Here is a 22,807-nt window from a genome sequence, read left to right on the forward strand (position 1 = left end):
ACATCCGAAAGCAGCGTAACTGTTATTGTTTGCCGGATTCAACAACGACTTTTATCAAAATTAAGCCATATGCAAAATGAGATGATCCTGGAGACTATATCTGTGACCAAAAACTATTTTGGCGACAAGTCTACAGGCATAAATAATGTAACTATATTAATCCCCAAAGGGAAAATAACGGCTATCGTTGGTGAAAGCGGCAGCGGAAAAACCACGTTGCTCAACTTGCTCTACGGACTGATCCGGCCGGACGCGGGAGAAGTGTTTTTCAAGGAAGAAAGGGTGCTGATGCGCGAGGAGAAATTACAGCCCGCTCATGAAGCCATGCGCCTGGTGACCCAAAGTAACCAGGATATGGACCTTAATGCAACGGTTTGGGAGAGTGTGCGGTCGGGTTTAAGGAATGCAGAACTTGGTTTAGCTACCGAACACAAAAAGATCACCGATTCGCTGAATATGCTGGATGTTTTACCACTGAAAGATATGCCCTTTGGTAAACTGAGCGGCGGCGAAAAGCAAAGGGTAACCATAGCAAAAGCGCTCATCAGCAAACCCGAGGTGCTTTTACTGGATGAACCCTTTAACCAGGTGGATGCCACTTACCGCGAAGGATTGCAGCATGATATCCGTTACATTGTTAAGGAATGGGGCGTAACGGTAGTGCTGGTTTCGCACGATCCTGCAGAAATCCTCTCCATGGCCGATGAACTCATAGTTTTAAAAGAAGGGGAAATTGTAGAGAACGGTAGTCCCGAGGAACTCTACAATTCGCCCAAACTGTTGTATACAGCGCAAATATTGGCCAGCAGCAGCCAGCTTAACCTTGAAGATGCCAAAAAAGTGGGTGTTAAAACAACCCGGGGGACGGTGGTGATTTACGCCGAACACGTTAAGATCACTAAAGGCTTCGGCGCTAAATGGACAGTTAAACAGGTTTTATTTAAAGGCTTTTATGAAGAACTGATTATTGAGCGGGATAAGGTTTACCTGAGGGTAACCAACCATTCAAAAGGGAAATACCCCAAAGGCAGTAAGATCACCGTCAGCATTGAGCATTTTTACGAATTCGGCCGCTGGCAGGCGCCTGTGCGCAATTTGCCAAAAGAGATGGATTAGTGTTGGTTGATTAAGTTGATTGGTTATTTTCAATCAAATCAATCAACCATTCACCAATTCCACCGCCTTCTTCTCCTTCCTGTACTTTGATAAATTGATCAACAGCACACTCAATAAAATAACCGCCAGGCCGCCGATTTGGGTGAGCGAAATATGCTCGCCACCAAAAAATATACCCAATATTACGGCGATAACAGGGTTAACATAAGCATAAGTGCTCACCTGCGTAGCCGGGCGCACCTGCAACAGCCATACATAGGCGCTAAAGCCGGCGATAGATCCAAAAATGATTAAATAGATCAGTCCCATCCATCCGTGGGGTTGGATGTTTTGTAAGTGCAACCCCTTGTATTCGCCGTGCAAAAAACTAACCGGTACGTAAACAAGGCCCGCTGCAAGCATCTGCCAGGCTGAACTTACAGTTGTTGAGGATGTTGATTTCCTGTTTTTTGAATAAATAGATCCGCCCGACCATGAAATAGTGCCCACAACCAATAACAACATCCAGGGCAGTTTTGCCTGCGCATCCGCACTTTTAAAGATGTTGCCAATTTGTTCGCTGAAGAGCAGGATCACCCCGCCAAAACCGATGATCAAACCAATGATGGTAGCCGTGCTTCTGAAATTAACCGACCAATGAGGCTTATCCAGCACAACAAACCAGATAGGGGCCGAGGACACAAGGATCGCCACCATAGCGCTCGGCAATGTTTGCTCCGACCAGATCACGATCCCATTGGCTACAAACAGTAACAAAATACCTGTGATCGAGGCGGTGATGATATCTTTTTTGTTGAATATTTTTTCCTTTTTAATCACACACCAGGTCATCATGATCAGGCCGGCAATAATAAAACGGACGGCGCCTAAAAAAAATGGCGGAAAACCACCCTGCATGGCAAACCGGATGAAAAAATAGGTAGAGCCCCACACCAGGTACACCGTGGCGAAGGCGATGATCACCCATAAAGGGGAAGCTGTTTTAGTAGAGGTTGAAGGCATATCAGGTTTATTTTTCGGGTATTACCAATTGTTGCTGTTCCTTTACAGTTTCCAGTACGATGGTTGTACGGGTACTTAAAAGGTTGGGGATTTTACTGAATTTGCCCCGCATCAGGGCCATCAGCGTGGCTGAATCGTAGGTGCGTACTTTTACCAGGTAGCAGTCTTCGCCGGCTATATGGTGTACTTCCTGTACTTCGGGTATTTTGGCCAGCTCGCGGGCGGTATCATTACAGCCGGGGCTGTCGGCGGCTTTCATGAAAATAAAGGCCAGCATTTTTTGCTGTAATGCATCCGGATTTATGCGGGCAGTGTATTGCAGGATAACACCCTTTTGTTCCAGTTTTTTCACCCGCTCCAAAACGCCTGATGGCGCCATGCCCAGCTCCCTTGCCAGGTCGGCATTGCTGATGCGGGCGTTGTCCTGCATCAGGTTTAAAATGTGCAGATCTGTTTTATCCAGTATGATCTCTGTTTCGTTAATCATACGGTAAATATAAATAAATGTCGAATTAAATTCAAATATGTATTCAAATAAATGAATTTAATTCGACAAAAGTAGGAGGGAAGTCCGAAAGTCGGAAAAGTCCGGAAAGTCCGAAAGTGGATGCAAGATGGTTAGTATAATTCGAAATCGAACAAAGGCGTAGCTTTATTGAATGCCCTTGAAAATAGGAAATGGGAAAAAAGCCGGAATCAAATTTTGATCACTTTATCTTTTTTTGTTTTGGGTTCATGTTCTTCCGGCTTAGGGATATGCTTTACAATAAATATTAGGGTTTTGGCAACAACCTTGAGCGCTTTTACTGAAAAGTGTACAAAAGGCTTCATCACCCGCCAGGTATCATGCAGGGTATCCGTAAGTGAAACCTGTTCTTTTTCGGGGCGTTTGCCTATTTTGTTTTGATTTGATGGTGCCATGGCAGATGATTTAGGTATAATTAGCCTAAATCGTGCCAGAAGTAAAAATGGAGTGGCGAATTTCGGGAGGGGACGACTACTGTTTATAATTGTAATAATCTTTGTCTATCAAAAGGAGTGAAAAATAGAGATCATTATTTTGCTCTTCTTCGCTTCTTTTATCGTCTAAGACGCTAAAAGCATAAAAAACCGGATTCTCAGATTTGACATAATTATCCCAAGCTTTTTCTCTAAAAGCGCGTAAGTCAGCAAGAATTGAGCTTATTTCTTCTTTATTGTGATCGAAATGTTCACCTTGCCCTTTCAGGAAGTCAACGACGGATTTCGTAATATCATCCATTTCCTTTTTAAACTCCGAAAATTGAGGAAACATTGCTTCATTTGTGTGCTTTAGCAGTCGTCTTTTTAGGGTATTGGGTTGAAAACCACGTCTATGCCTAAAATGATTGGCGATGATCGTTCGATGTTTTTCATCCAGATAACTCTTATATTCTGCTTTCAAAAAATCATATTTTGTATTTTGCGGATCCCTAACCGATAAATGGTTGTTAAATTTCATTAAAATGGCCGGAAGAAAATTGTATTCAAGATATTTGATTTCTTCCTCATCCCTTTCAATTTCTTTTAAGGTGCTGTTTAAATTATCATCGTCAATTAGAGATTGCTCGTATTCATTTATCTTTTTATCCCGTTCATAAACATATAGGGCCAATTGGTCGGGGTTTAATATGCTGCCGAATATATAAAATTCGTAATCCCACCTTTCCCAATAAGATAGGTTGCTGCTAAGTACGCCGGCGCGCTGTTCCCTGTCAAAATAAGCTATTTTTTGAGCTTGTTCCAGCATAAGATTAAGGTGAGACCATCGGGTGAAAATCCAATTGACCCTGTGTCTTTTGTTTTGATCGTCCATCTTTTAAAGATAACGAACTTTATAATGAAAAATAAATCCGACATCGAACATTCGAAATCCGAAATCAAGCCATCCTCTTCTTCAACGTTATTACCGTCACTTCCGGCCAGATTCCCAACCGTCCCGAAAAGGCTAAAAAGCCAAACCCTCTGTTCACATACAGGTAGCGGTTTTTTTCGTTGATGAGGCCGGCCCAATCCAGGTAGCGGTATTGCACCGGACTCCAGCGCAGGCCGGCCGTTTCAACCCCGAACTGTGCGCCATGCGTATGGCCCGCCAATGTTAAATAGATAGTAGTTGGATGATAGCGCACTTTTTCTTCCCAATGGGTAGGGTCGTGCGAGAGGAGGATTTTAAAGGCATCTTTATCAACGCCACGCAGCGCTTTGTCCAGGTCGCCGATCTGTATAAAACCGCGGCCCCAGTTTTGCACGCCGATGAGCGATAGTTTTTGGCCGTTTTTTTCTATTTCCACATTTTCGTCCAGCAGCAGGCGGTAACCAAGTTCTTTGTGCCGTTCTTTTAATTTAACCAGGTTTTCCGCTTTTTCCGCTTCGCTGTCCCAGTGGATATAATCGCCATAATCATGGTTGCCCAGGATGGAGAACTGCCCATAGGGCGCGCGTAGCTGGCTGAAATGGCCGATATAAGGGCCGATCTCCCATTCCGCATTGTTCACCAGGTCGCCTGTAAAAACAAACAGGTCGCTTTTTTGTGCTTTGGCCAGGTCGATGCCGCGCTGAACTGCTGCCGTATTATCAAAACTGCCTGAATGGATGTCGGAGATCTGGGTAATGGTAAAACCGTCAAACGCTTCAGGAAGGTCGTCAAAATAAAGGGTTTGTTTGTGCAGCTTGTAATCATATTTACCCTTCAGCATCGCATAAACGAAACCCGAAAAAGGTACCGCCGCTACCAGCAGGGCCACCTCGCTGATGAACTTCCGCCTCGCAGGGAAAAATGGTTTGGCTGTTGCGCCTTTGGGTTTTACAAAATAGTTAACAATGCTATAAAAAAAGCGGCCGATATCACCCAAAAATATGATCAATACAAAAAATAGTTTGGTGAATAATAAGGTGAGGAAGATACTGAGCACCCATTCATGCAAGGGCGTCATCCCTTTTGCTGTGCTGAATGTTTTAAAATCCAAAAACAAGGCTAAGGTCGACCCAATGGAAATAATCAGATATCCAAAAGTTACCAGATATCTTTTTTTAGTAGAATCCCATTTTTTGGTTAATGTTTTCAGCCCGGCAAAAACATACCAGTCAAACAGGAGGCTGATCGCCGCAATGATCAAAAAAATCGTAAAAAAACCGCCTCCGTGCATATTTTGTAGATAACACCGCAATATATAAAAGGATTGGTAATTAGCGGGTAAAATTTAGAAGGGAAGATTGATAACTACTATCATACCGTGCAACCGGCAAATTCCTGCGCGTACATGCGGAATATAAAAATGATTAAAAAAAGTGTATTTTTGATCAGTATAATATGTGACGTTAAGGGCTTTTAGGAATGAGATTAATTCCATTGGCCGAACTAAACCTCTCATTTCCCCTGATCATGTTTAATTATTGCACTATTTTACAAATACGCCGGCATTTTAGCGATATTAAACTTGTACGTACTTTTTTAATTTGGGCTTTATTTATTATAAAATCCATGGCTGTTTTCGGGCAGTCGCCGGTAATATCGTACGCCGGCCCCAAAAGCTACGCGACAAATACACCTATTGCTACATTAATTCCTACAAATTCCGGCGGGGCTGTGCCGGCAACTGTTTATGGTTCGATATCCACATTTGCAGGAAACGCCTTAGGTTTACATATTGATGGCCAGGGTACAGCGGCATCGTTTTCATCTCCATTCGGCATCGTCACTGACATTGCAGGCAATGCATATGTTGCAGACGCTGGGGAAATCAGGAAGATTACCCCGGCTGGTTATGTTTCAACTTTTTCCGTCGGTTTATCAAATTTAGGCAACCAAAGTATTGCAATAGATATTAAAGGTAACTTGTATATCACAGATTCATATAATTACACAGTCGACAAAATAAGCCAGGCTGGAGTTGTAACTATTTTAGCTGGTAACGGGAAACAAGGTTATGCCGATGGCCAAGGTACAAATGCCAGCTTTTCCGCTTTGGGTGGAATAGCGGTCGACGCTTCAGGAAATATATACGTCGGCGACGGCGGCAGCAATCAAATGATAAGAAAAATTTCACCTGCAGGGTATGTTTCCACGTTGGCTCGTGGGGGGTAGGTATATCGGTAAACTTTAATAATCCTGTCGGCCTTGCCACGGATGCTGCTGGGAACGTATACGTTTGTAATGCTAATAATAACCTGGTTAGTAAAGTTACCCCGTCAGGAGGTGTAAGCATCTTTGCCGGGACTGGAATAGAAGGATCAGTTAATGGTCCGGCGTTATCGTCCAGTTTTTTTTATCCGACCGGTCTGACTTTTGATGCTCTGGGCAATATATATGTTGCTGATACTGGAAATGGGTTGATTAGGGAAATAAGCGCCGCAGAAACCGTTAGTACTGTTGCAGGTAGCCTGATTAACCCTTCATTTGCAGCAGCGGAAGGCGTTGCGTTGGACCATAAAGGTTATCTTTATGTGACAGACGTTGAGGCGCGGGAGATCAAAAGAGTTTGTTTGATGGGCTATACTATAGACAAAACTTTGCCTGCTGGTTTGAATTTTGACAATACAACCGGAATTATTAGCGGTACACCCACAGTTGTAACACCCGCTACAAATTACACAATTACTGCTTATAATGGAAGTGGGAACAGTTCAACAATAGTAAGTATTGCCACGATTGGCTTGATTCCGCAAACTATTACTTTCGTCCCGTTTGAGCAGAGATATCTGGGTGATGCGGATTTTGACCCGATGGCTATCAGTACTAATAGTAATATTCCTGTTGTGTTAGCAAGCAGTAACAACGCAGTCGCAACGATTGTAAACGGCAAAATTCATATTACAGGAATCGGAAATACAATTATAACGGCCTCACAAACTGGTGATGGTACCTATAGTGCAGCGGCATCAGTAGCACAGATACTTGATGTGCTACCCAAAGCAGATGCAACCAGTTCCGTTATAATTACGCCCAAAAATGGGCCGATTATCTTACCGCTGGATAATACCGGTAATATAAATGTAACCATAGATAAAGTTGCAACTGTGACAGGAAAGGCCAACACTCCGATAAAAACAACGTTTAGCCCCGCCTCTTTTAATTGCTCATCCGTGGGGCAGCAAAACGTAACAGTAACCGCCAGCCAGCCGTCACCGGTTGAGTTCAACGGCCCGACAGGTATAGTTGCTGATGCTTCCGGTGATATCTACATTGCCGATCAGGGGAATTACTGTATTAAAAGAATAGCGCCCAACGGCGAAGTAACAACTTTGGCAGGAAGCGGATCACCTGGTAACACTGATGGAAAGGGGACTGCCGCAAGTTTTGGGAAATTAGGCAGTATGGCGATTGATTCATTTGGTGACTTGTTTGTGACGGATTATGACCAGCACAGTATCAGGAAAATTGCCCCCGATGGCACTGTGACAACTTTTGCTTCAGGGATAAACGTAGGCGGCATTGTACTGGACCGTTACAATAATGTTTACGTATCTACACAAGTGTCTATAAAAAAAATAACACCGGATGGTGCCACCTCTTATTTCGCCGGCATTAACGCGAGTGGAGATTATGATGCTACCGGGTTAGACGCGAGGTTTTCATTCATCAATGGATTAGCAATTGATGAAAAAGGCGATATTTATGCATTGGATTATGGGAATGCGAAGATCAGGAAGATCTCTCCTGCCGCAGTAGTTACTACGATATATAGTTTTACGCAATTTGAACCTTTTGGTTCAATAAATGTAGATGCAAGTGGAAACGTATTTGTTGCTTATGAAGACCAGGTATGGGAACTTCCCTTAGGTGGGAATGCAATAAACTTTGTTGGTGGTTACTTTTTGGATCAGGGATTTAAAGATGGTGTAGGAGCGGCTGCTGAATTTAATGACCTCACAGGGATGACAATTGATCCTTCGGGTAATTTGTATGTTAGCGATTTCAACAACAATGCCATAAGGAAAATTACCCCGGGCGGTGTTGTAACAACAATTGCAGGTGGGATACAAGGGAATGTAAATGGTAATATAAATTCGGGTACTCCTACAACCGCCCAAATCCCCGTCACCGTGCAAAGCTCCCTTGCTATTACATCAACTTACCCTGATGTTGTCATTCCTGCTAATAGCTCATGCCCGATAACTTTGCCCGATTATACAAAAACAGCCTCCGCAACTGATAACTGCAGCAATAATATAAAATTTACCCAGTCGCCGCTGGCTGGTACCGTTTTATCATCTAACACGCCCGTAACGGTAACAATTACCGCGACAGATGACCTTAACGCTAAATCTTCGGTAAATTTTAAAGTGACCGCAGATAACAATGCCCCGACGCCGTCTTTGAGTATTAGTGGTCCTGCTGTGGCCTGTGCAGGCACTGCGTTAACATTCACGGCTGTACCTGCGAATGTTATTGCATCGACGTATCAATGGCAGGTGAACGGAACTAATGCAGGTGATAATAGCCCATCATTCACAACTTCCACCTTAAACAATAACGATGTGGTCAGCTGCAATATCTTAACAGGACAAAGCTGTTTAACCCCGGTTACGTCAAACCCACTCAGTATAACAATTAACCCCTTAATTACTCCTATAGTTAACATACAGGCCGATAATTTAGCGCCCTGCGCAGGTATGCCCGTTACTTTTACAGCAACGCTAAATAATGGCATTGTAAATCCGGCTTATCAATGGATGGTTAACGGGATAAATACTGGTACCAACAGCGCAACCTTTGTTACAACCACTTTAATAAAAACGGATATCGTACAATGCAAAGTAACAAATAACAGTTCGTGCCCTACAAGTGCTATATCAAACCAGGTAGCTGGTATCGATCAGGTTGCTTATGTAACACCTTCTATTAAAATTCAGTCATCTTCTACAGGCGCCATTTGCAGCGGTACCTTAATTACGTTTACAGCAACGGCAATCAACGGGGGCAATAACTCAACCTATCAATGGCGGGTCAATGGGGTAAATGCCGGTACAAATAGTCCTGCATTTAGTAGCAACAGCTTTGCGGATGGCGACATAGTTAATTGTGTGCTTACCAATAACGGCGGCCAATGCATTACTGCTTCACAGGCAACGTCTAATAATGTTGAGATTAGCATAACCCCACCGTCAATCCTTGTACCAACGGTTACCATTACGCCTGATAACTATGATGGATGCAATGGTATGTCGTTAACTTATACAGCAACGACTACAAACGCTGGTAGTAGCCCGACTTACCAATGGCAGGTGAACGGCCAGGATGCGGGCACCAATACCGCTACCTTTATCAGTTCGACGTTGAACACAGGTGACAAAATTACCTGTAAAATAACCAGCAGTGTTGCCTGTTCCGTTGCTACGGCCACCTCTAATACCGCGTCGTTAACGGCCGACGCGTATACCACAAATTCAGTAAGTATAACCTCAACAGCTGTTAACAATATTATATCCCCAGATCAACCGGTAACTTTTACAGCTACAACAGCTTATACCACATCCGGTACAATAACAGTTGCTTATCAATGGCAGGTTAACAACATAAATGTGGGTGACAACAGCCCGGTTTTTACCACCAGCAGTTTAATAAACCACGATGTAGTGGCCTGTATCATCATAACAACAGGCAAATGCGTCGCGTCGCCGGTGATTTCATCAAATCCTATTGAAATGATAGTATTCACCCCTGTAATTATTGTTAACACCTTTACGCCTAATGGCGATGGAGTAAACGATACCTGGGACATCCCGTCACTTGCTGCTTATACCGGCTGTACCATTAATATTTTTAACAGGTATGGCATATTGGTTTATAACTCCGTTGGCTACGCTAAATCATGGGATGGAACAGTTGAAGGGAAACCTTTACCTTCAGGCACTTATTATTATGTTATCGACCTCAAAAACGGTAAAAAGCCATTGTCGGGTCCTGTTACAATTCTTAGGTAGGAGGCTTTAAATACCGGGAATCAGGCCACTTTTAGAAGTTGCTGGATTTGTTTGACCCTCTCAATATACCTTCCTCAACTTTATGATCCTCATCCAGTGCATTAACTTCATTACCGGGTAAACCGGGTCGAACTCAAACCATTTTACACCAAAGTTGGCGCTGTTGGGGTGTCTGTGGTGGTTGTTCTGGAACAATTCGCCCAGCAGCAGGAAATCAAAGGGCGTGGTGTTTTTTGATTTATCCTTGTTATCAAAATTGGTATAGCCGTATTTATGCCCGCACCAGTTCACAATGGCGCCGTGTATCGGGCCCATCATAAAATGTATTGGCAGCAGCAAAAATAGCCACCAGTGGGTGGCAAAAATAATGTAAAAGCAGGTATAAGCGGCGCCAAACAATAACCGGGATAACAGGGATGAACCCATACGGTCAATCAATGGCCACTCCGGGTAGTTGCCTTTCAAGCGTTCTTCGGTATCACTGCCTTTTTGGATGTAGTTTTTAAATGTTTTAACTGTGTAACTCATCATTTGAAATACATCAGGAAAAAAATGCGGCGAATGCGGGTCCTTTGCGGTGTCGCTGTAGGCATGGTGCTCCCTGTGCATAAGGGCGTAGGCGCGGGGATTTAAAAATGAAGCGCCCTCGCACAGATAGGCCATTAAATAGAATACGCGCTCCCAAAATTTACTGGTAGTAAACATGCGGTGAGAAGCGTAACGGTGCTGAAAAAATGTTTGAAAAAACAAAGAGAGGAACCAATGTGCGATAAAGAAAATAAGTATGATCATGTCGAAAAAATTAATGTAATTAAATAACAGGCATGATCATCTTCTTTGCGATAAGGCATGAATGTTTGTTGGGTTAGTAACAGGGATAGTTTTTTCCTTGTCGGCCTGAATCAGCCGGGTTGGTTGCGCGGATCCATTTCAATGCGCGTTGTCAAACAGGTAATATTTTACTGGTTAAAACCAATAAAATCAGGTGCTTTTGGTAATTATTAAAAACGTATACTTATCCAACGGGGAACTCAACTATTTGTTTTGCTGCCCGGATTATAATTGTTGCAATTGCTAAACTTATTAATAAATTTAAGCAGACTAATAAAAATAAACCAAACACAATATGGCCTTCGGATTTTCCCCTAAATACGTTCAAATACTTCCCATTGATCCATTAACACCACAGGAATTCCTGGTGCTTGCAATTGAAGCGGCAAAAATCCTCGACTGGAATATCGCTTTTGAGACCGAAACCGGGTTTATAGCCTACACTAAATTTTCAATGACGTCATGGAGCGAAGAAGTAAAAGTGACAATTGAGGGTGACCAGGCTACTTTAAAAAGCGAATGCACCGGGAATCAATTGATGGATTGGGGGAAAAATAAAGGGAATATTGAATCGCTTGTCGCCGAACTCGAGTTGTTAAAAAGTACTGTCACTCCGGAAGATATGGCCCGGCAATTTGAAGAACTTAAACCAACATTTGCTGCCAATGAAGAAGACAACCATCTCCCGCCGGCGACAAAGGGAAAGTTCACAGGCATATTGTCGCTTTTCTGGCCATCAAAAGGCTATTTTATTACGCCGATTATCGTCGACCTGAATATCCTCATCTATATCTTAATGGTAATATCCGGGGTTGATTTTATGTCCCCCAATACGAAAGATCTGCTCAATTGGGGAGCTAATTTCAGGCCTTCGACATTAAATGGCGAATGGTGGAGGTTGTTAACCAATGTTTTTCTTCATATAGGGTTGCTTCACCTTTTATTTAACATGTACGCCCTTGTTTATATAGGGTTGCTTTTGGAGCCCTATTTAGGTAAATTAAGATTTTTGGCGGCGTACATCCTTACCGGTATTGTTGCCAGCACAACAAGCTTGTACATGCACGACGCAACGGTAAGCGCAGGGGCATCAGGCGCGATATTTGGTATGTACGGCGTTTTCCTGGCCATGCTTACAACAAATTTCATCGAAAAATCAGCACGTAAAGCGATGTTGACCAGTATCCTGGTTTTTGTTGCTTATAATTTGATGAACGGAATGAAGGGCGGGATAGACAATGCCGCGCATGTTGGCGGTTTGTTAAGCGGGTTTATTATTGGTTATTTGTACTACCCCAGCCTTAAAGCACCGGATAGAATGGATCTGAAATTAGGCATCATATCAGCTGTTTTAATTGTTGTACTTCTTGCCTGCTTTACCGTGGGTAGACGAATCCCGAACAACCTGGGCCAATATGATGAAAAAATGAAAAATTTTGCCTCAATGGAAAGTATGGCGCTTGAAGTTTATCAAATGCCTAAAAATACGCCCAAAGACACACTGCTGAAGGAAATTAAGGACAGGGGCCTATATTACTGGAACCAGGATATTGAATTGATTAATAGTATCGATAAATTAGATTTGCCTGATGCACTTCATAAAAGAGATAAAATATTGGTAAACTACTGTAATCTCCGCATAAAGAGCTATAATTTAATCTATAAAGCGATTAACGAAAATTCAAATAGTTATAAAGATAGCATCGAATTTTATAATAAGGATATCGGGGAATTAATTGACAGCCTTAAAGGTAAATAAACAGGCAAATAATTGAATTTGCCGCTGATAAACATTAAGTGAACAGGTAAATGTGGCTTTTAATCTCATGAATTTACCTTGTAAAATATCCAATAAATACCAATTACCATGAAAGAATTTATGCTCCTTATCCGCAATGAAGCCGACAGCAAATCGACCTTTTCGGCCGATCAAGACAAAGCATTTTTGAATGCCTGCAAAGTTTATATCGAAAAACTACAGGCGAACGGGAAGCTGATCAGTGCGCAACCCCTGGTTCGTGAGGGTAAAGTGATCTCCGGTTCAAACGGTAGCTGGAGCGAAGCTCCATATAGCCTGGATAAAGAAGTTATTGTGGGGTATTATCACATCCGTGCAAATAACCTGGAAGAAGCCACCTCCATTGCAAAGGGTAATCCCGAATTTGAATTCACCACAACCGCCAGGGTTGAGGTGCGCCCTATTAAAATGAAAGAAGAATCAACCGCTTACGTTTATCCCAAAGGCTAACCTTTTTTGCAGGTATTGTAGTTTCTGAAAGATCTTTTAAAAACGAAAGCCCTGCATGTTTTTACACGCAGGGCTTACTCAATTAAACAGGGGATTATTGTTTTAAAAATTCCACTATTTTATCGCGTTCAGCTTTGGTAAGCAGCGCGCGGGTTTGCATGTGCATGCCAACTGTTTCCCATTGGTCCGGCGAAAAGGTGGCAGGAGATGGCATATTATGGCAGCGCTGGCAATTTTCGGCCCATAGCTGGGCGCCGCTTTTTGCGGCTACTTTTTCACTTACAAAGCAGCCGTTGATGGATAAAAATATCAGGATTCCAACAAGGATCACCACTATACCCATTAAATTCTTTTTATTTAAAGTTTTCATATAGCTGTTTTTTAAAGTTGAATGGAAAATTGTATGAACCATGAATTGGATCTTGAAATTCCGGCATCCGGAAAAATGGCTGTATTGACGGTACCATTGGTGTTGACGATTTCATGAGATACTTTTAATACAGTTCTCCAGTTGATCCAGTAAGCAAGGCCAATAGTTGATTGATCTGTTTTTGCTCCCCATGCCGACATTGCCGGCGAGGTGTAATTGGCGTAACGGTAAGCCAGTTCAAAATTCTTTAAACCGTTATCTAAAAAGGCGGGCCTTACGGAGATTTGCGCAAAACCTGATGTTGAATGGTTATTGTAGCCATAGGTTTGGGTTGAATCATTGGGGTTGATATAATTCTGCCTATCTACATTTACTACATTATACTGGGCTTTAATGTTCACCGAAAATGGCTTTATTGCCTGGATATAATTCAGGTCCAATGCGTACATATTGGTCTTAATATCAGCATTAGGTGCGCCTGTATCGCCAACTTTGCCGGTTAATGCGGAAACGCCCAGCTCAAGTGCAGAGTTGGACAGCGGAAGTATCGCTAACCTTCCGGAAAAAGTTTTATTGATATTGTTATCCGTAATACCTATGCCCTGTAATTCTCCATCGGGGAGTAACTGCATGCCATTGGTAACTGCCAGGTCGTAACTCCATTTCATATCGCCGAGCGGCAGCCCGCCTTCAACTTCAAATCCGTAATCGGTACCTGCGGGTATGTCTAAACCGATGGGGTCGGTAGCAAGCTTATCTATCCAGCCGGCGGCTAAACGCTTGTTATAAATACCGAAAGGGATGACCAGGTAACCGCCCCTGATGATAAGGCCCGGTGCGGCAAAATAGGATACGTCGGCCCAGTTTACACCCAGTCCGTCGTTGTTAAATGATGGTTCAAATTCCATTAAAAATTTGTCGCCATGGCGCCAAAGCAGCATTGGGCTAAATTCGTAAGTATCGGCATTGCCAAAGGTACTGGTACGGCTGGTTGTGCTTACGCCACCTATCGTTGTTTTTGTTTTGTTGGTAACAAGGCCAAAGGTTAACAAGCCCGCTACCATAAAATGGTCCTCACCACGTTTTTGCTGAAATACCTGCTGTTCAAGGGCTGTAATTCTGTCGTTCAGGGTGTCCTGAGGGGTTGGGGCCTGTTGGGCAAACAGCATGTCTGCCTGTGTTGTGAGCAACAAAGCGCCAAGCCCTATTGCAATTTTTTTAACTATTGATTTCATAATATCCTGTTTTTAAGTTTTTTGGATTAATCCATTAATAGTTATTTTGATTTGCTGAGACTGCGTATGTAATCGATCAGTTGCCATCTCTGTGTTTCGGTCAATATTTTTTTATATTGAGGCATCGGGGTTCTTCCTTCAGAAAGTTTCCAGAATAATGAGCCGTCCGGTTCATTACGCAGCGCAGCTGAAGTATGGTCAGCAGGGTGTGGCGTTAATGAAGCCGCAGCCGGGCCGTCTCCTTTACCTTTTTCGCCATGGCAAGGCGCGCAGTTAGTTATGTAAAGTGTTTTCGCGGCTTTCAGCACATCCGGTGTTGAAGCAACTGGATTTTTCATAGCTTGTGCAACGGCAGGCGCTATCCATGGTTTTGATTGCGCACACGCAACTGAACTGGTTAATGCAGTAATTGCTACTGCTACAAGTAAACCTAAAAAAATGCTTTTGGGGAATGGTGATTTCATAATTTTTTACTTTAGTAATTGTTTCGTTTGTCAAATTGGTTATCATAAAAATATCACGGTGATATTTTATGTTAAAGTTTCACTTTAAAACAACCACTTAGTATGAGGATAGTCACGTTGAAAAATGATATAAGTCATATTTGTGATAAAAAATATGCTTAAGCATGCGGTTTTAGATAAGCAGGTTACAGACGTAATGCCCCGATTACCAGAAGGCATCTATGTGTTTTGAGGCATTTTTATCGATTTAGTACAGCCCCCCTGAGAGAGAAGGTTGAAATGAAAACATAGCTTTCGGGATTTATCGCTAGTTTATTTTACTGCCATTTCCCTGTTATATTTATTTCGGTAACTAATAGGCGAAAGCCCGGTTATTTTTTTAAACATCGTGCGAAAGGCCTTGCTGTCTGAATAACCAACCGAATACATCACTTCATTAATGTTCTCGCGGCTTGATTCAAGGCTTTTTTTGGCGGCTTCAATTTTTACCCTTTGCAGGTATTCAACGGGGGTATTGGACGTGGCTTTTTTAAACCGGCGCTCAAAATTCCGGCGGCTGATGGAAAACATATCCGAAAGCTGGTCGACAGAAACTTTGCTGTTTACATTGTTTTCCATAAACAATTGTGCCTTTTTTATCGGCTCGTCTTCGTGTGTTTTTTGCCCGGTAAAAATGGCAAATGGCGACTGGCTTTTACGTTCAATCTCAATTTCCAGCATTTTTGAGCAATATACTGCCATTTCGCGGCCGCAATATTTTTCAACCAGGTAAATCATCAGGTTTAAAAAAGAATAAGCGCCCCCGCTTGAGTACATGCCCAGTTCGTCGGTTATAATTTTTTCGGGTTGTAATTTTACATCCGGGAAGGCTTGCCTGAAGGCGTCAGCCGCAACCCAGTGGGTCGAGCATTTTTTGCCTTTTAATAAACCCGTTGAGGCCAGTAAAAATGCCCCGGTACAAAGGCTGGCAACTTCAGCCCCCTGTTTGTACTGTTCAGTTATCCATGGAATATAATCCAGGTTCAGTTTTAGGCACGAAGAAATATCCCCGTTAAATGCGGGTATTACAATGAGGTCCGTTTTAGATACTTCGCCTATCAATGCCTCGGGCCGCACTACAAACAGCCCGTCATACAGCGATGTTTCTTTACTGAGCCCTACCAGCTTAATGTTAAAAAACGGCTTTTTTCCCTGCTTTTCAAGAGTCATATTTACGGTGTTAAATACCTTAAAGGCGCCAATTACGCTGCTTAATATGCAGGGGCTGTTTGGCACTAAAACCGATACGTGTTTCATGGGCCTGTGATTTATAGTATTTCGGGATGATGGCATTAATAATGACAGGTTTTAATCTTGTTTCGTATTAATATCAATCCAAACCTACAATAAACATTTGTCGCAATCAACCCCTAACGTTGTCGTATTTATACACTATTAATCTCTTAAATTGCCACTATGTTTGAATAATAAACAACCGGTCAAATTCCTAATCATTGTATAATGATAGCTTAATAATTAAATTTTAGCTTTATAAATAAATTAAAAACCGAAAACTATGGATGCAACAACAAATGCTTTAAACTGGTTCGAAATATCTGTTGGTGATATGGCCAGGGCGAAAAAATTTTATGAAGAAGTTTTTTCGATTGATTTACATGAAACCGAAATGATGGGTATGAAAATGGCATTTTTCCCGGGCGATGGCATGACCGGAAAAGTTGGCGGAGGCCTGGTTGAGGGCCCATTTCACAAACCATCTGCTGACGGTGCTAAAATATACCTGAATGCCAACCCCGATCTGGATATTGCCTTAGGCAAGGTTGAAGCTGCAGGCGGAAAAGTAACTATGCCAAAAACGAAGATAACCGATGAGATTGGTTACATGGCTTTTTTTATTGATTCTGAAGGTAATGGTATGGCCATGCATTCAAATAATTAAAAAATTAGTTAGCCTCACCCTGCCCCCGCCAATGCTATTAAGTTAAGGGAAAAGGAAGAAATTTAATATCGAATAATGAATGCCGAAGTTAATTACTTCATTATTAAAAATTGGGCTTCGGTGTTCGATATTAAAATCCTAAACTTAATAGCATTGCTGCGCTCGCTGTAGTACAGTGTGTTGCAATATTTAAAGATTTTGCGGCCTTCTCTCCAGGATCGGTTGGGTGGGCCTATAATGGCTCCTATTGCCGCCAAACGTTATTCGCTTTATTTACATCGGCGTCAAAATCTCCGCCAAGTACAAGTGTTTTTATTTTTTTATTGGCTGTAAAATTTAGCGTGAATGAAGTGTTGCCATCTTTCCAGCAGGCAATGCTTTGATGCATATGATAGGTGCTACCGTCGGTATAAATAGCAGTCAGGTCTACCGGTACAGGTTTTTTGCCGATATTATTGATAGTAACCGTACAATGGCTGTCGGCTATTTGAACATTACCTATGGCCAGGTCGGGTACGCCATTATCAAAAAACCAGCTTTTCCAAAACCAATTTAAATTTTCGCCTGCACCCTCATTCATACAATTAAAAAAGTCATAAGGCATGGGATGCCTTCCATGCCAAAGGCTGATATAATGATGCAATGCTTTGGTAAAAACCTCGTCTCCAAGCATATCCTTTACATAAAGATATCCAAGGCCGGGTTTAGGATACGAATTGGTTTCGTAAGCTACGCCCTCAAGTAAGGTACTTAAAGTGATTATGGGCGGATCGCTTTCAGTGCCCGCATTGTTCTCATATCCTTCAATAGCAAAGGTGTCCGTCACCTTCGGATCGATCATCGGACTGATCAGCCATTCGCCAATAGTTGCCCAGCCTTCATCCATCCAGGCATATTTAGTTTCATTTACACCCATATAAAAAGGGAACATGGTATGAAAGATCTCATGATCCGTTAGTTCAATACCGTCTTCGGCTTTTGTTTCAGGGTTATCATTAACCATCATCGGGTATTCCATCTGGTCAAGCCCGTCAAAAACGGTTTCGTGCGGGTAGGGGTAGGGCCATTTCGGGAACCGGTAACTCATGGACTCCACCGTTTTTCTTGCATAATTGATCACCTCAAAATAATCTTCATGATGCTGGTTAAAAACGGCGTCAACCCTGGTGCGCCTGCCTGTGGCAGGGTCAACCACCAGGCTGCTTGATTTCCATAAGTAATGGTTGCTTATTGCAAATGCAACATCGGTAACGCTGTCGGCCTCAAACTTCCATGTATTGGCTGTTTTATTGGCGGTAATGTTGCCCGCTCTCAGGTCGTCTTCAGTGAAAATATCAGTGACCTTATCTTCCTTCGCAGCTTCTGTTAATCTTTTTACAAATTTATCCTTCAAAACCTCATCAGCGTTTTTCAAATTACCGGTGGCCCAAACTTCATAGCTGCCGGGAACAGTGATCTCTGCATTAAAATGGCAAAAGTCATTATAAAACTCCTGAGTGCCCTGGTAATGCTGCTGGTTCCACCCGTCAATATCATCATAAACGGCAATCCTCGGAAAAAAATAGGCGATAAAGAAAGCGCCGCTATCTACCTGCCCGGTACGTATATGCGATGTTTTGTTAAGTGTGTAAGCATAGGCAATGTCGAAATGTATGGATTGCCCTGGTAAAACGGCAGGCGTTTTTACCGTCATATTTGTTCCGTCAATGATCCATTTTTTTTCATCCTGCTTTTGCTGATTGATACTCAATTGTTTTATCCGGACACCATCTCCTACATCCGCAGGTAATACCGGCATGTTACGAACAGATCCTTTTTTATATAAATTAGGATAAAGCTTAAAATCAACCTCTTTTAAAGTATCGGGGCTGTTATTCATATAATCAACAGATACGGTGCCATTCAGTAAACGGCTGTGCGGGTCGAAATTTATTTTAAGGGTATAATCGGCATGGTTTTGCCAGTAATTTTTACCGGGTTCGCCGTTAACGGATCTTGTGCCTTTTGAATACGAAGCCTGGATGTTTACCGGTACCGGCAAAGTAGTTTGTGCATAACAATTGATGCCTGCGAAAACGGCAACCAGTAATAATTTAATACGGGGTATCATCAATATAAATTTTTTGTTTAATAAAATATCAAATCCAGCATACTTCCGAAATCGAAAATCCGATATCCGGAATAAAAAAATTACCATCCACCCTTAAAACCTTCTCTCAATGCAGCTTCATAGTTTTCAAGGTCGAAAGAATAAAGGTAAGGGGCCTTATGCGCGCCGCCTTTTCGCGGTTCGTCTGACCGGGTTAAAATACCAAAGCCAAGCATACGCCGCTGAAAGTTTCTCCTGTCGAGTTTTTTGTCAAGGATAGCTTCATACAGTTTTTGTAATTCGGGCATGGTGAATTCTTTTGGCATCAGGTTATAACCTATCGGCTGGTAATTCAGCTGCAGCCTTAAAGTATCCAGCGCGGTTTTTAATATCAGCGCATGATCCAATTTAAAATCGGGCAGGTCGTCAAGCCCACGCCATTGGCACGACTCTGCAAACTGGTCGGGGTTAGGGCTTGTTTCAAAAAAATCAACCAATGCATAATAGCCGATAGTTAAAAACCTGTTTGCAAACCAATTTTCTTTAGCCGGAAGCATGTCCTTGTACATATCAAAATGCTCTTTTGAACGTTCCGGGTCGCCAAATACATGAAACTGCTGCAAAAAAATCTTATCAAGGGTGGTGCGCTCCTTCAATATCCGGTTAGCGGCCTTTTCTATAGGCTCATTTTTTAACATAAAACCGCCAGGCAGGTACCATTCGTCTTCGTTTTGAACTTTTAGTACCAGTACTTTCATAATGCCCTCATGAAAGCCAAATACCACACAATCAATAGATATGTGGGGTAAATAATTTTCGCGGGCATCAGCGCAAAACTCTTTAAGTCCTTTTTTGGTTAACATTTTGGCTATTCTACAAAAATACTTTGATTATTTAAATTATAATATTACAATTGTGTCATTAATACACTATGATTTTTTATAGTAAGGCCAATTATAATCATTATTATTCAATCGTATAATACCAATAAACTGCAATGGGTGCCTTCCTGTTTATTAATTTAATGCAATTTATTAGTGTTTATTAAACAATCACCAAAAATGAAAACACTATTTTCATCGGTTAAAGCGCTTCTGCTTTTTTTATTTACGCTGCCATTTTACAATGCATCGGCGCAAAAAAAGGGAGATGACCCTAAAATGAATGCCTTTGTCAGCAGCCTGATGAGCCGGATGACGTTGGACGAAAAGATCGGCCAGTTAAATTTAGTTACAGGCGGCGTACCTACAACGGGATCTGTAGTTAATAAAGGAATTGAGGAAAGTATAAAAAAAGGAAATATCGGCGGGATGTTTGGCATCTGGGGTGCTGATAAGGTAAAACAAGTTCAGGATATCGCCGTAAAAAACTCCAGGCTGCATATCCCCATGATATTCGGGCTCGATGTTATTCACGGGCATGAAACTGTTTTTCCTATACCCCTGGGTGTATCAGCTACCTGGGATATGGGGCTTATTGAACAATCGGCCCATATTGCAGCAAAAGAGGCTACCGCCGAAGGTTTAAACTGGGTTTTTTCGCCAATGGTTGACATCGCCCGCGACCCGCGCTGGGGAAGGATCTCTGAAGGCGCCGGTGAAGACCCCTGGCTTGGCTCGCAAATTGCAAAAGCAATGGTGAAAGGCTACCAGGGGAGCAGCATGATGAACGCTGACGCGGTGATGGCATGTGTAAAACACTTTGCTTTATATGGAGGCGCCGAAGCCGGACGCGAATACAATACTGTTGACATGAGCCTGATAAAAATGTACCAGGATTACCTGCCACCCTACAAGGCTGCAGTTGATGCCGGTGCAGGTAGCTTCATGAGCTCGTTTAATACCATAAACGGCGTACCCGCAACCGGCAACCGCTGGCTGCTTACCAAACTGCTGCGCGACCAATGGGGATTTAAAGGTTTTGTTGTTTCAGACTATACAGCGGTAAATGAATTAACCAATCATGGTTTGGGCGACTTGCAAACGGTATCGGCACTTGCGCTAAAAGCCGGCCTGGATATGGATATGGTTGGCGAAGGGTTTCTAACCACACTTAAACAGTCATTAAAAGAAGGCAAAGTTACGCAACAGGAAATTGACCTGGCATGCCGCCGGGTGCTGGAGGCGAAGTACAAACTTGGTTTGTTCAATAATCCTTATAAATCGATCGACCCGGCAAGAGAAGATAAAGATGTGCTTACCCCGGAGAACCGGGCATTTTCAAGAAAAATTGCTGAACACTCTTTCGTACTGTTAAAAAACAACAAGCAAACGCTGCCCCTGAAAAAATCAGGCACAATTGCACTGGTTGGGCCACTGGCTGATAATCACTCAGAAATGCTGGGTACCTGGGTTGTGGCAGGCGATCCCAAAAAATCAGTAAGTGTGCGTGAGGGGATAAAAAATGTTGCAGGCAATGATGTTAATGTTTTATACGCAAAGGGATCAAACATAACTGAGGACTCACTTTTAAATGCCCGTTCGTTTTTCTTTGGTATGAAACAGGAAAAGGACAGTCGCAGCCCCCAGCAAATGATAGATGAAGCAGTTGAAACAGCCAAAAAGGCCGACGTGGTAGTTGCGGTGGTTGGTGAGTCAGCAAATATGTCCGGCGAATCTTCCAGCAGATCGGATATTAATATCCCTGAAAGCCAACGCGATCTTTTAAGAGCACTGGTTCAAACCGGCAAACCATTGGTTATCGTGTTGTTTAATGGCCGCCCGCTTACCCTGGTTTGGGAAAATAAACATGCAGATGCCATTTTGGATGCCTGGGCGCCGGGTACCGAAGCTGGAAATGCTATTGCTGATGTGCTTTTTGGTAATTATAACCCTGCCGGAAAAATTACAGCAACATTCCCGCAAAGCGTTGGGCAAATACCTATATATTATAACCACAAAAACACCGGAAGACCTTATGACCCGGCAGCGCCCGCCAAATTCAAATCGGATTATATTGATATTTCAAACGATCCATTATTCCCATTCGGTTACGGGCTTAGTTATACTACTTTTAATTATGGCGATATAAAATTGAACAAAACCAACCTAAAGGGTAACGAAACCCTAAAGGCAACGGTAAAGGTAACCAATACCGGAAAATATGCAGGTGAGGAAGTAGTGCAGTTGTATATAAGCGATCCTGTGGCGAGTATTAGCCGCTCTGTAAAAGAATTAAAAGGCTATCAAAAAATATCCCTGCAACCGGGTGAAAGCCGGATGGTAACATTTGATATCAACACAGCTGCACTTAAATTTTATAATGACCAGCTGGTATATGATTGGGAACCTGGCCAGTTTATCATTCAAATAGGTACCAACTCGTCTGATATCCATTCAGCTTCGGTACAATGGCTTAAATAAACAAAGTTTCCATTGCCGTTTTTTAAGGCCGGCAGGTTTAAACCTGCCGGCCTTTTTTTATTTATTAAAAAAATATAACAGCGTAATTTTCCAGGCAAATTTTATAAAAAATTAAATATAACATAAAAAAGACCTAATAATCCCATAATAATTGTTATAATGACATTTTTTTTGAATTAATGATGAATTTTTTACATCCTGATTTTTTAG

At 42.4% G+C, this 22,807-nt stretch carries 19 protein-coding genes and 1 pseudogene; 8 read left to right on the top strand and 12 right to left on the bottom strand.

From position 1 onward, the window contains the following. Positions 1-69: 69 nt before the first annotated feature. The gene (locus MgSA37_RS07805) at positions 70-1,116 is read left to right on the top strand and encodes an ABC transporter ATP-binding protein (protein ID WP_096350997.1); all 1,047 of its coding nucleotides are present in this window, start codon (positions 70-72) and stop codon (positions 1,114-1,116) included. 42 nt (positions 1,117-1,158) lie between these two features. On the opposite strand, the gene MgSA37_RS07810 is transcribed toward MgSA37_RS07805, so the two are convergent. From MgSA37_RS07810 to MgSA37_RS07830, 5 genes are all read right to left on the bottom strand, one after another. Continuing rightward, positions 1,159-2,118: an EamA family transporter gene (locus MgSA37_RS07810; RefSeq protein ID WP_096350999.1), complete on the bottom strand. Its 960-nt coding sequence runs from the start codon at positions 2,116-2,118 to the stop codon at positions 1,159-1,161. A gap of 7 nt (positions 2,119-2,125) precedes the next feature. Then, positions 2,126-2,605 carry an Lrp/AsnC family transcriptional regulator gene (locus tag MgSA37_RS07815; protein ID WP_096351000.1) on the bottom strand — a complete coding sequence of 160 codons (480 nt, stop codon included), beginning with the start codon at positions 2,603-2,605 and terminating at the stop codon, positions 2,126-2,128. 209 nt (positions 2,606-2,814) lie between these two features. Continuing rightward, positions 2,815-3,039: a hypothetical protein gene (locus MgSA37_RS07820; protein WP_096351002.1), complete on the bottom strand. Its 225-nt coding sequence runs from the start codon at positions 3,037-3,039 to the stop codon at positions 2,815-2,817. A gap of 76 nt (positions 3,040-3,115) precedes the next feature. Next, positions 3,116-3,952 carry a hypothetical protein gene (locus MgSA37_RS07825; protein WP_096351004.1) on the bottom strand — a complete coding sequence of 279 codons (837 nt, stop codon included), beginning with the start codon at positions 3,950-3,952 and terminating at the stop codon, positions 3,116-3,118. 64 nt (positions 3,953-4,016) lie between these two features. Continuing rightward, positions 4,017-5,282: a metallophosphoesterase gene (locus MgSA37_RS07830; protein WP_096351006.1), complete on the bottom strand. Its 1,266-nt coding sequence runs from the start codon at positions 5,280-5,282 to the stop codon at positions 4,017-4,019. A 188-nt stretch (positions 5,283-5,470) separates the two neighbouring features. On the opposite strand from MgSA37_RS07830, the gene MgSA37_RS07835 reads away from it, so the two are divergent. The 3 genes and pseudogenes from MgSA37_RS07835 (at position 5,471) to MgSA37_RS07840 (ending at position 10,059) form a co-directional block, all read left to right on the top strand. Continuing rightward, a complete protein-coding gene (locus MgSA37_RS07835; RefSeq protein WP_096351008.1) occupies positions 5,471-6,220 on the top strand; it encodes an NHL repeat-containing protein in 750 nt (249 codons plus the stop codon). A 137-nt stretch (positions 6,221-6,357) separates the two neighbouring features. Then, a pseudogene (locus tag MgSA37_RS29695) lies at positions 6,358-6,465 on the top strand (hypothetical protein); the annotation flags it as partial. Beyond that, positions 6,466-10,059, top strand: coding sequence for a T9SS type B sorting domain-containing protein (locus MgSA37_RS07840; protein WP_096351010.1), 3,594 nt, complete (start codon positions 6,466-6,468; stop codon positions 10,057-10,059). A 60-nt stretch (positions 10,060-10,119) separates the two neighbouring features. Here MgSA37_RS07840 and MgSA37_RS07845 read toward each other — a convergent pair whose 3' ends face one another. Next, positions 10,120-10,851, bottom strand: coding sequence for an acyl-CoA desaturase (locus MgSA37_RS07845; protein WP_096351012.1), 732 nt, complete (start codon positions 10,849-10,851; stop codon positions 10,120-10,122). Between the two features lie 334 nt (positions 10,852-11,185). Here MgSA37_RS07845 and MgSA37_RS07850 point away from each other — a divergent pair, with 334 nt between their 5' ends. Beyond that, positions 11,186-12,649, top strand: coding sequence for a rhomboid family intramembrane serine protease (locus MgSA37_RS07850; RefSeq protein WP_096351014.1), 1,464 nt, complete (start codon positions 11,186-11,188; stop codon positions 12,647-12,649). 108 nt (positions 12,650-12,757) lie between these two features. Then, on the top strand, positions 12,758-13,138 hold the full coding sequence (locus MgSA37_RS07855) for a YciI family protein (protein WP_096351016.1): 381 nt from the start codon (positions 12,758-12,760) through the stop codon (positions 13,136-13,138). 94 nt (positions 13,139-13,232) lie between these two features. Here MgSA37_RS07855 and MgSA37_RS07860 read toward each other — a convergent pair whose 3' ends face one another. The 4 genes from MgSA37_RS07860 to MgSA37_RS07875 form a co-directional block, all read right to left on the bottom strand. Further along, positions 13,233-13,508, bottom strand: coding sequence for a c-type cytochrome (locus tag MgSA37_RS07860; protein WP_096357330.1), 276 nt, complete (start codon positions 13,506-13,508; stop codon positions 13,233-13,235). 11 nt (positions 13,509-13,519) lie between these two features. Further along, positions 13,520-14,743 (bottom strand): hypothetical protein, encoded by a 1,224-nt coding sequence (locus tag MgSA37_RS07865; RefSeq protein ID WP_096351018.1) that lies wholly within the window; start codon positions 14,741-14,743, stop codon positions 13,520-13,522. 41 nt (positions 14,744-14,784) lie between these two features. Next, positions 14,785-15,207: a c-type cytochrome gene (locus MgSA37_RS07870; RefSeq protein ID WP_096351020.1), complete on the bottom strand. Its 423-nt coding sequence runs from the start codon at positions 15,205-15,207 to the stop codon at positions 14,785-14,787. A gap of 312 nt (positions 15,208-15,519) precedes the next feature. Next, positions 15,520-16,503, bottom strand: coding sequence for a GlxA family transcriptional regulator (locus MgSA37_RS07875; RefSeq protein WP_096351022.1), 984 nt, complete (start codon positions 16,501-16,503; stop codon positions 15,520-15,522). Positions 16,504-16,762: 259 nt separating this feature from the next. Here MgSA37_RS07875 and MgSA37_RS07880 point away from each other — a divergent pair, with 259 nt between their 5' ends. Continuing rightward, positions 16,763-17,146, top strand: coding sequence for a VOC family protein (locus MgSA37_RS07880; protein ID WP_096351024.1), 384 nt, complete (start codon positions 16,763-16,765; stop codon positions 17,144-17,146). 244 nt (positions 17,147-17,390) lie between these two features. On the opposite strand, the gene MgSA37_RS07885 is transcribed toward MgSA37_RS07880, so the two are convergent. Both MgSA37_RS07885 and MgSA37_RS07890 read right to left on the bottom strand, forming a co-directional pair. Continuing rightward, positions 17,391-19,256, bottom strand: a complete 1,866-nt coding sequence (locus MgSA37_RS07885; RefSeq protein WP_096357332.1) for a M1 family metallopeptidase — start codon at positions 19,254-19,256, stop codon at positions 17,391-17,393. A gap of 80 nt (positions 19,257-19,336) precedes the next feature. After that, positions 19,337-20,098: an NUDIX hydrolase gene (locus tag MgSA37_RS07890; RefSeq protein WP_096351025.1), complete on the bottom strand. Its 762-nt coding sequence runs from the start codon at positions 20,096-20,098 to the stop codon at positions 19,337-19,339. Between the two features lie 198 nt (positions 20,099-20,296). Between MgSA37_RS07890 and bglX the strand changes: the two genes are divergently transcribed. Further along, positions 20,297-22,597 (top strand): beta-glucosidase BglX, encoded by a 2,301-nt coding sequence (gene bglX, locus MgSA37_RS07895; RefSeq protein ID WP_096351027.1) that lies wholly within the window; start codon positions 20,297-20,299, stop codon positions 22,595-22,597. Positions 22,598-22,807: the final 210 nt, after the last annotated feature.

Origin of the sequence: Mucilaginibacter gotjawali (assembly GCF_002355435.1) — a bacterium.
Classification (GTDB): domain Bacteria; phylum Bacteroidota; class Bacteroidia; order Sphingobacteriales; family Sphingobacteriaceae; genus Mucilaginibacter; species Mucilaginibacter gotjawali.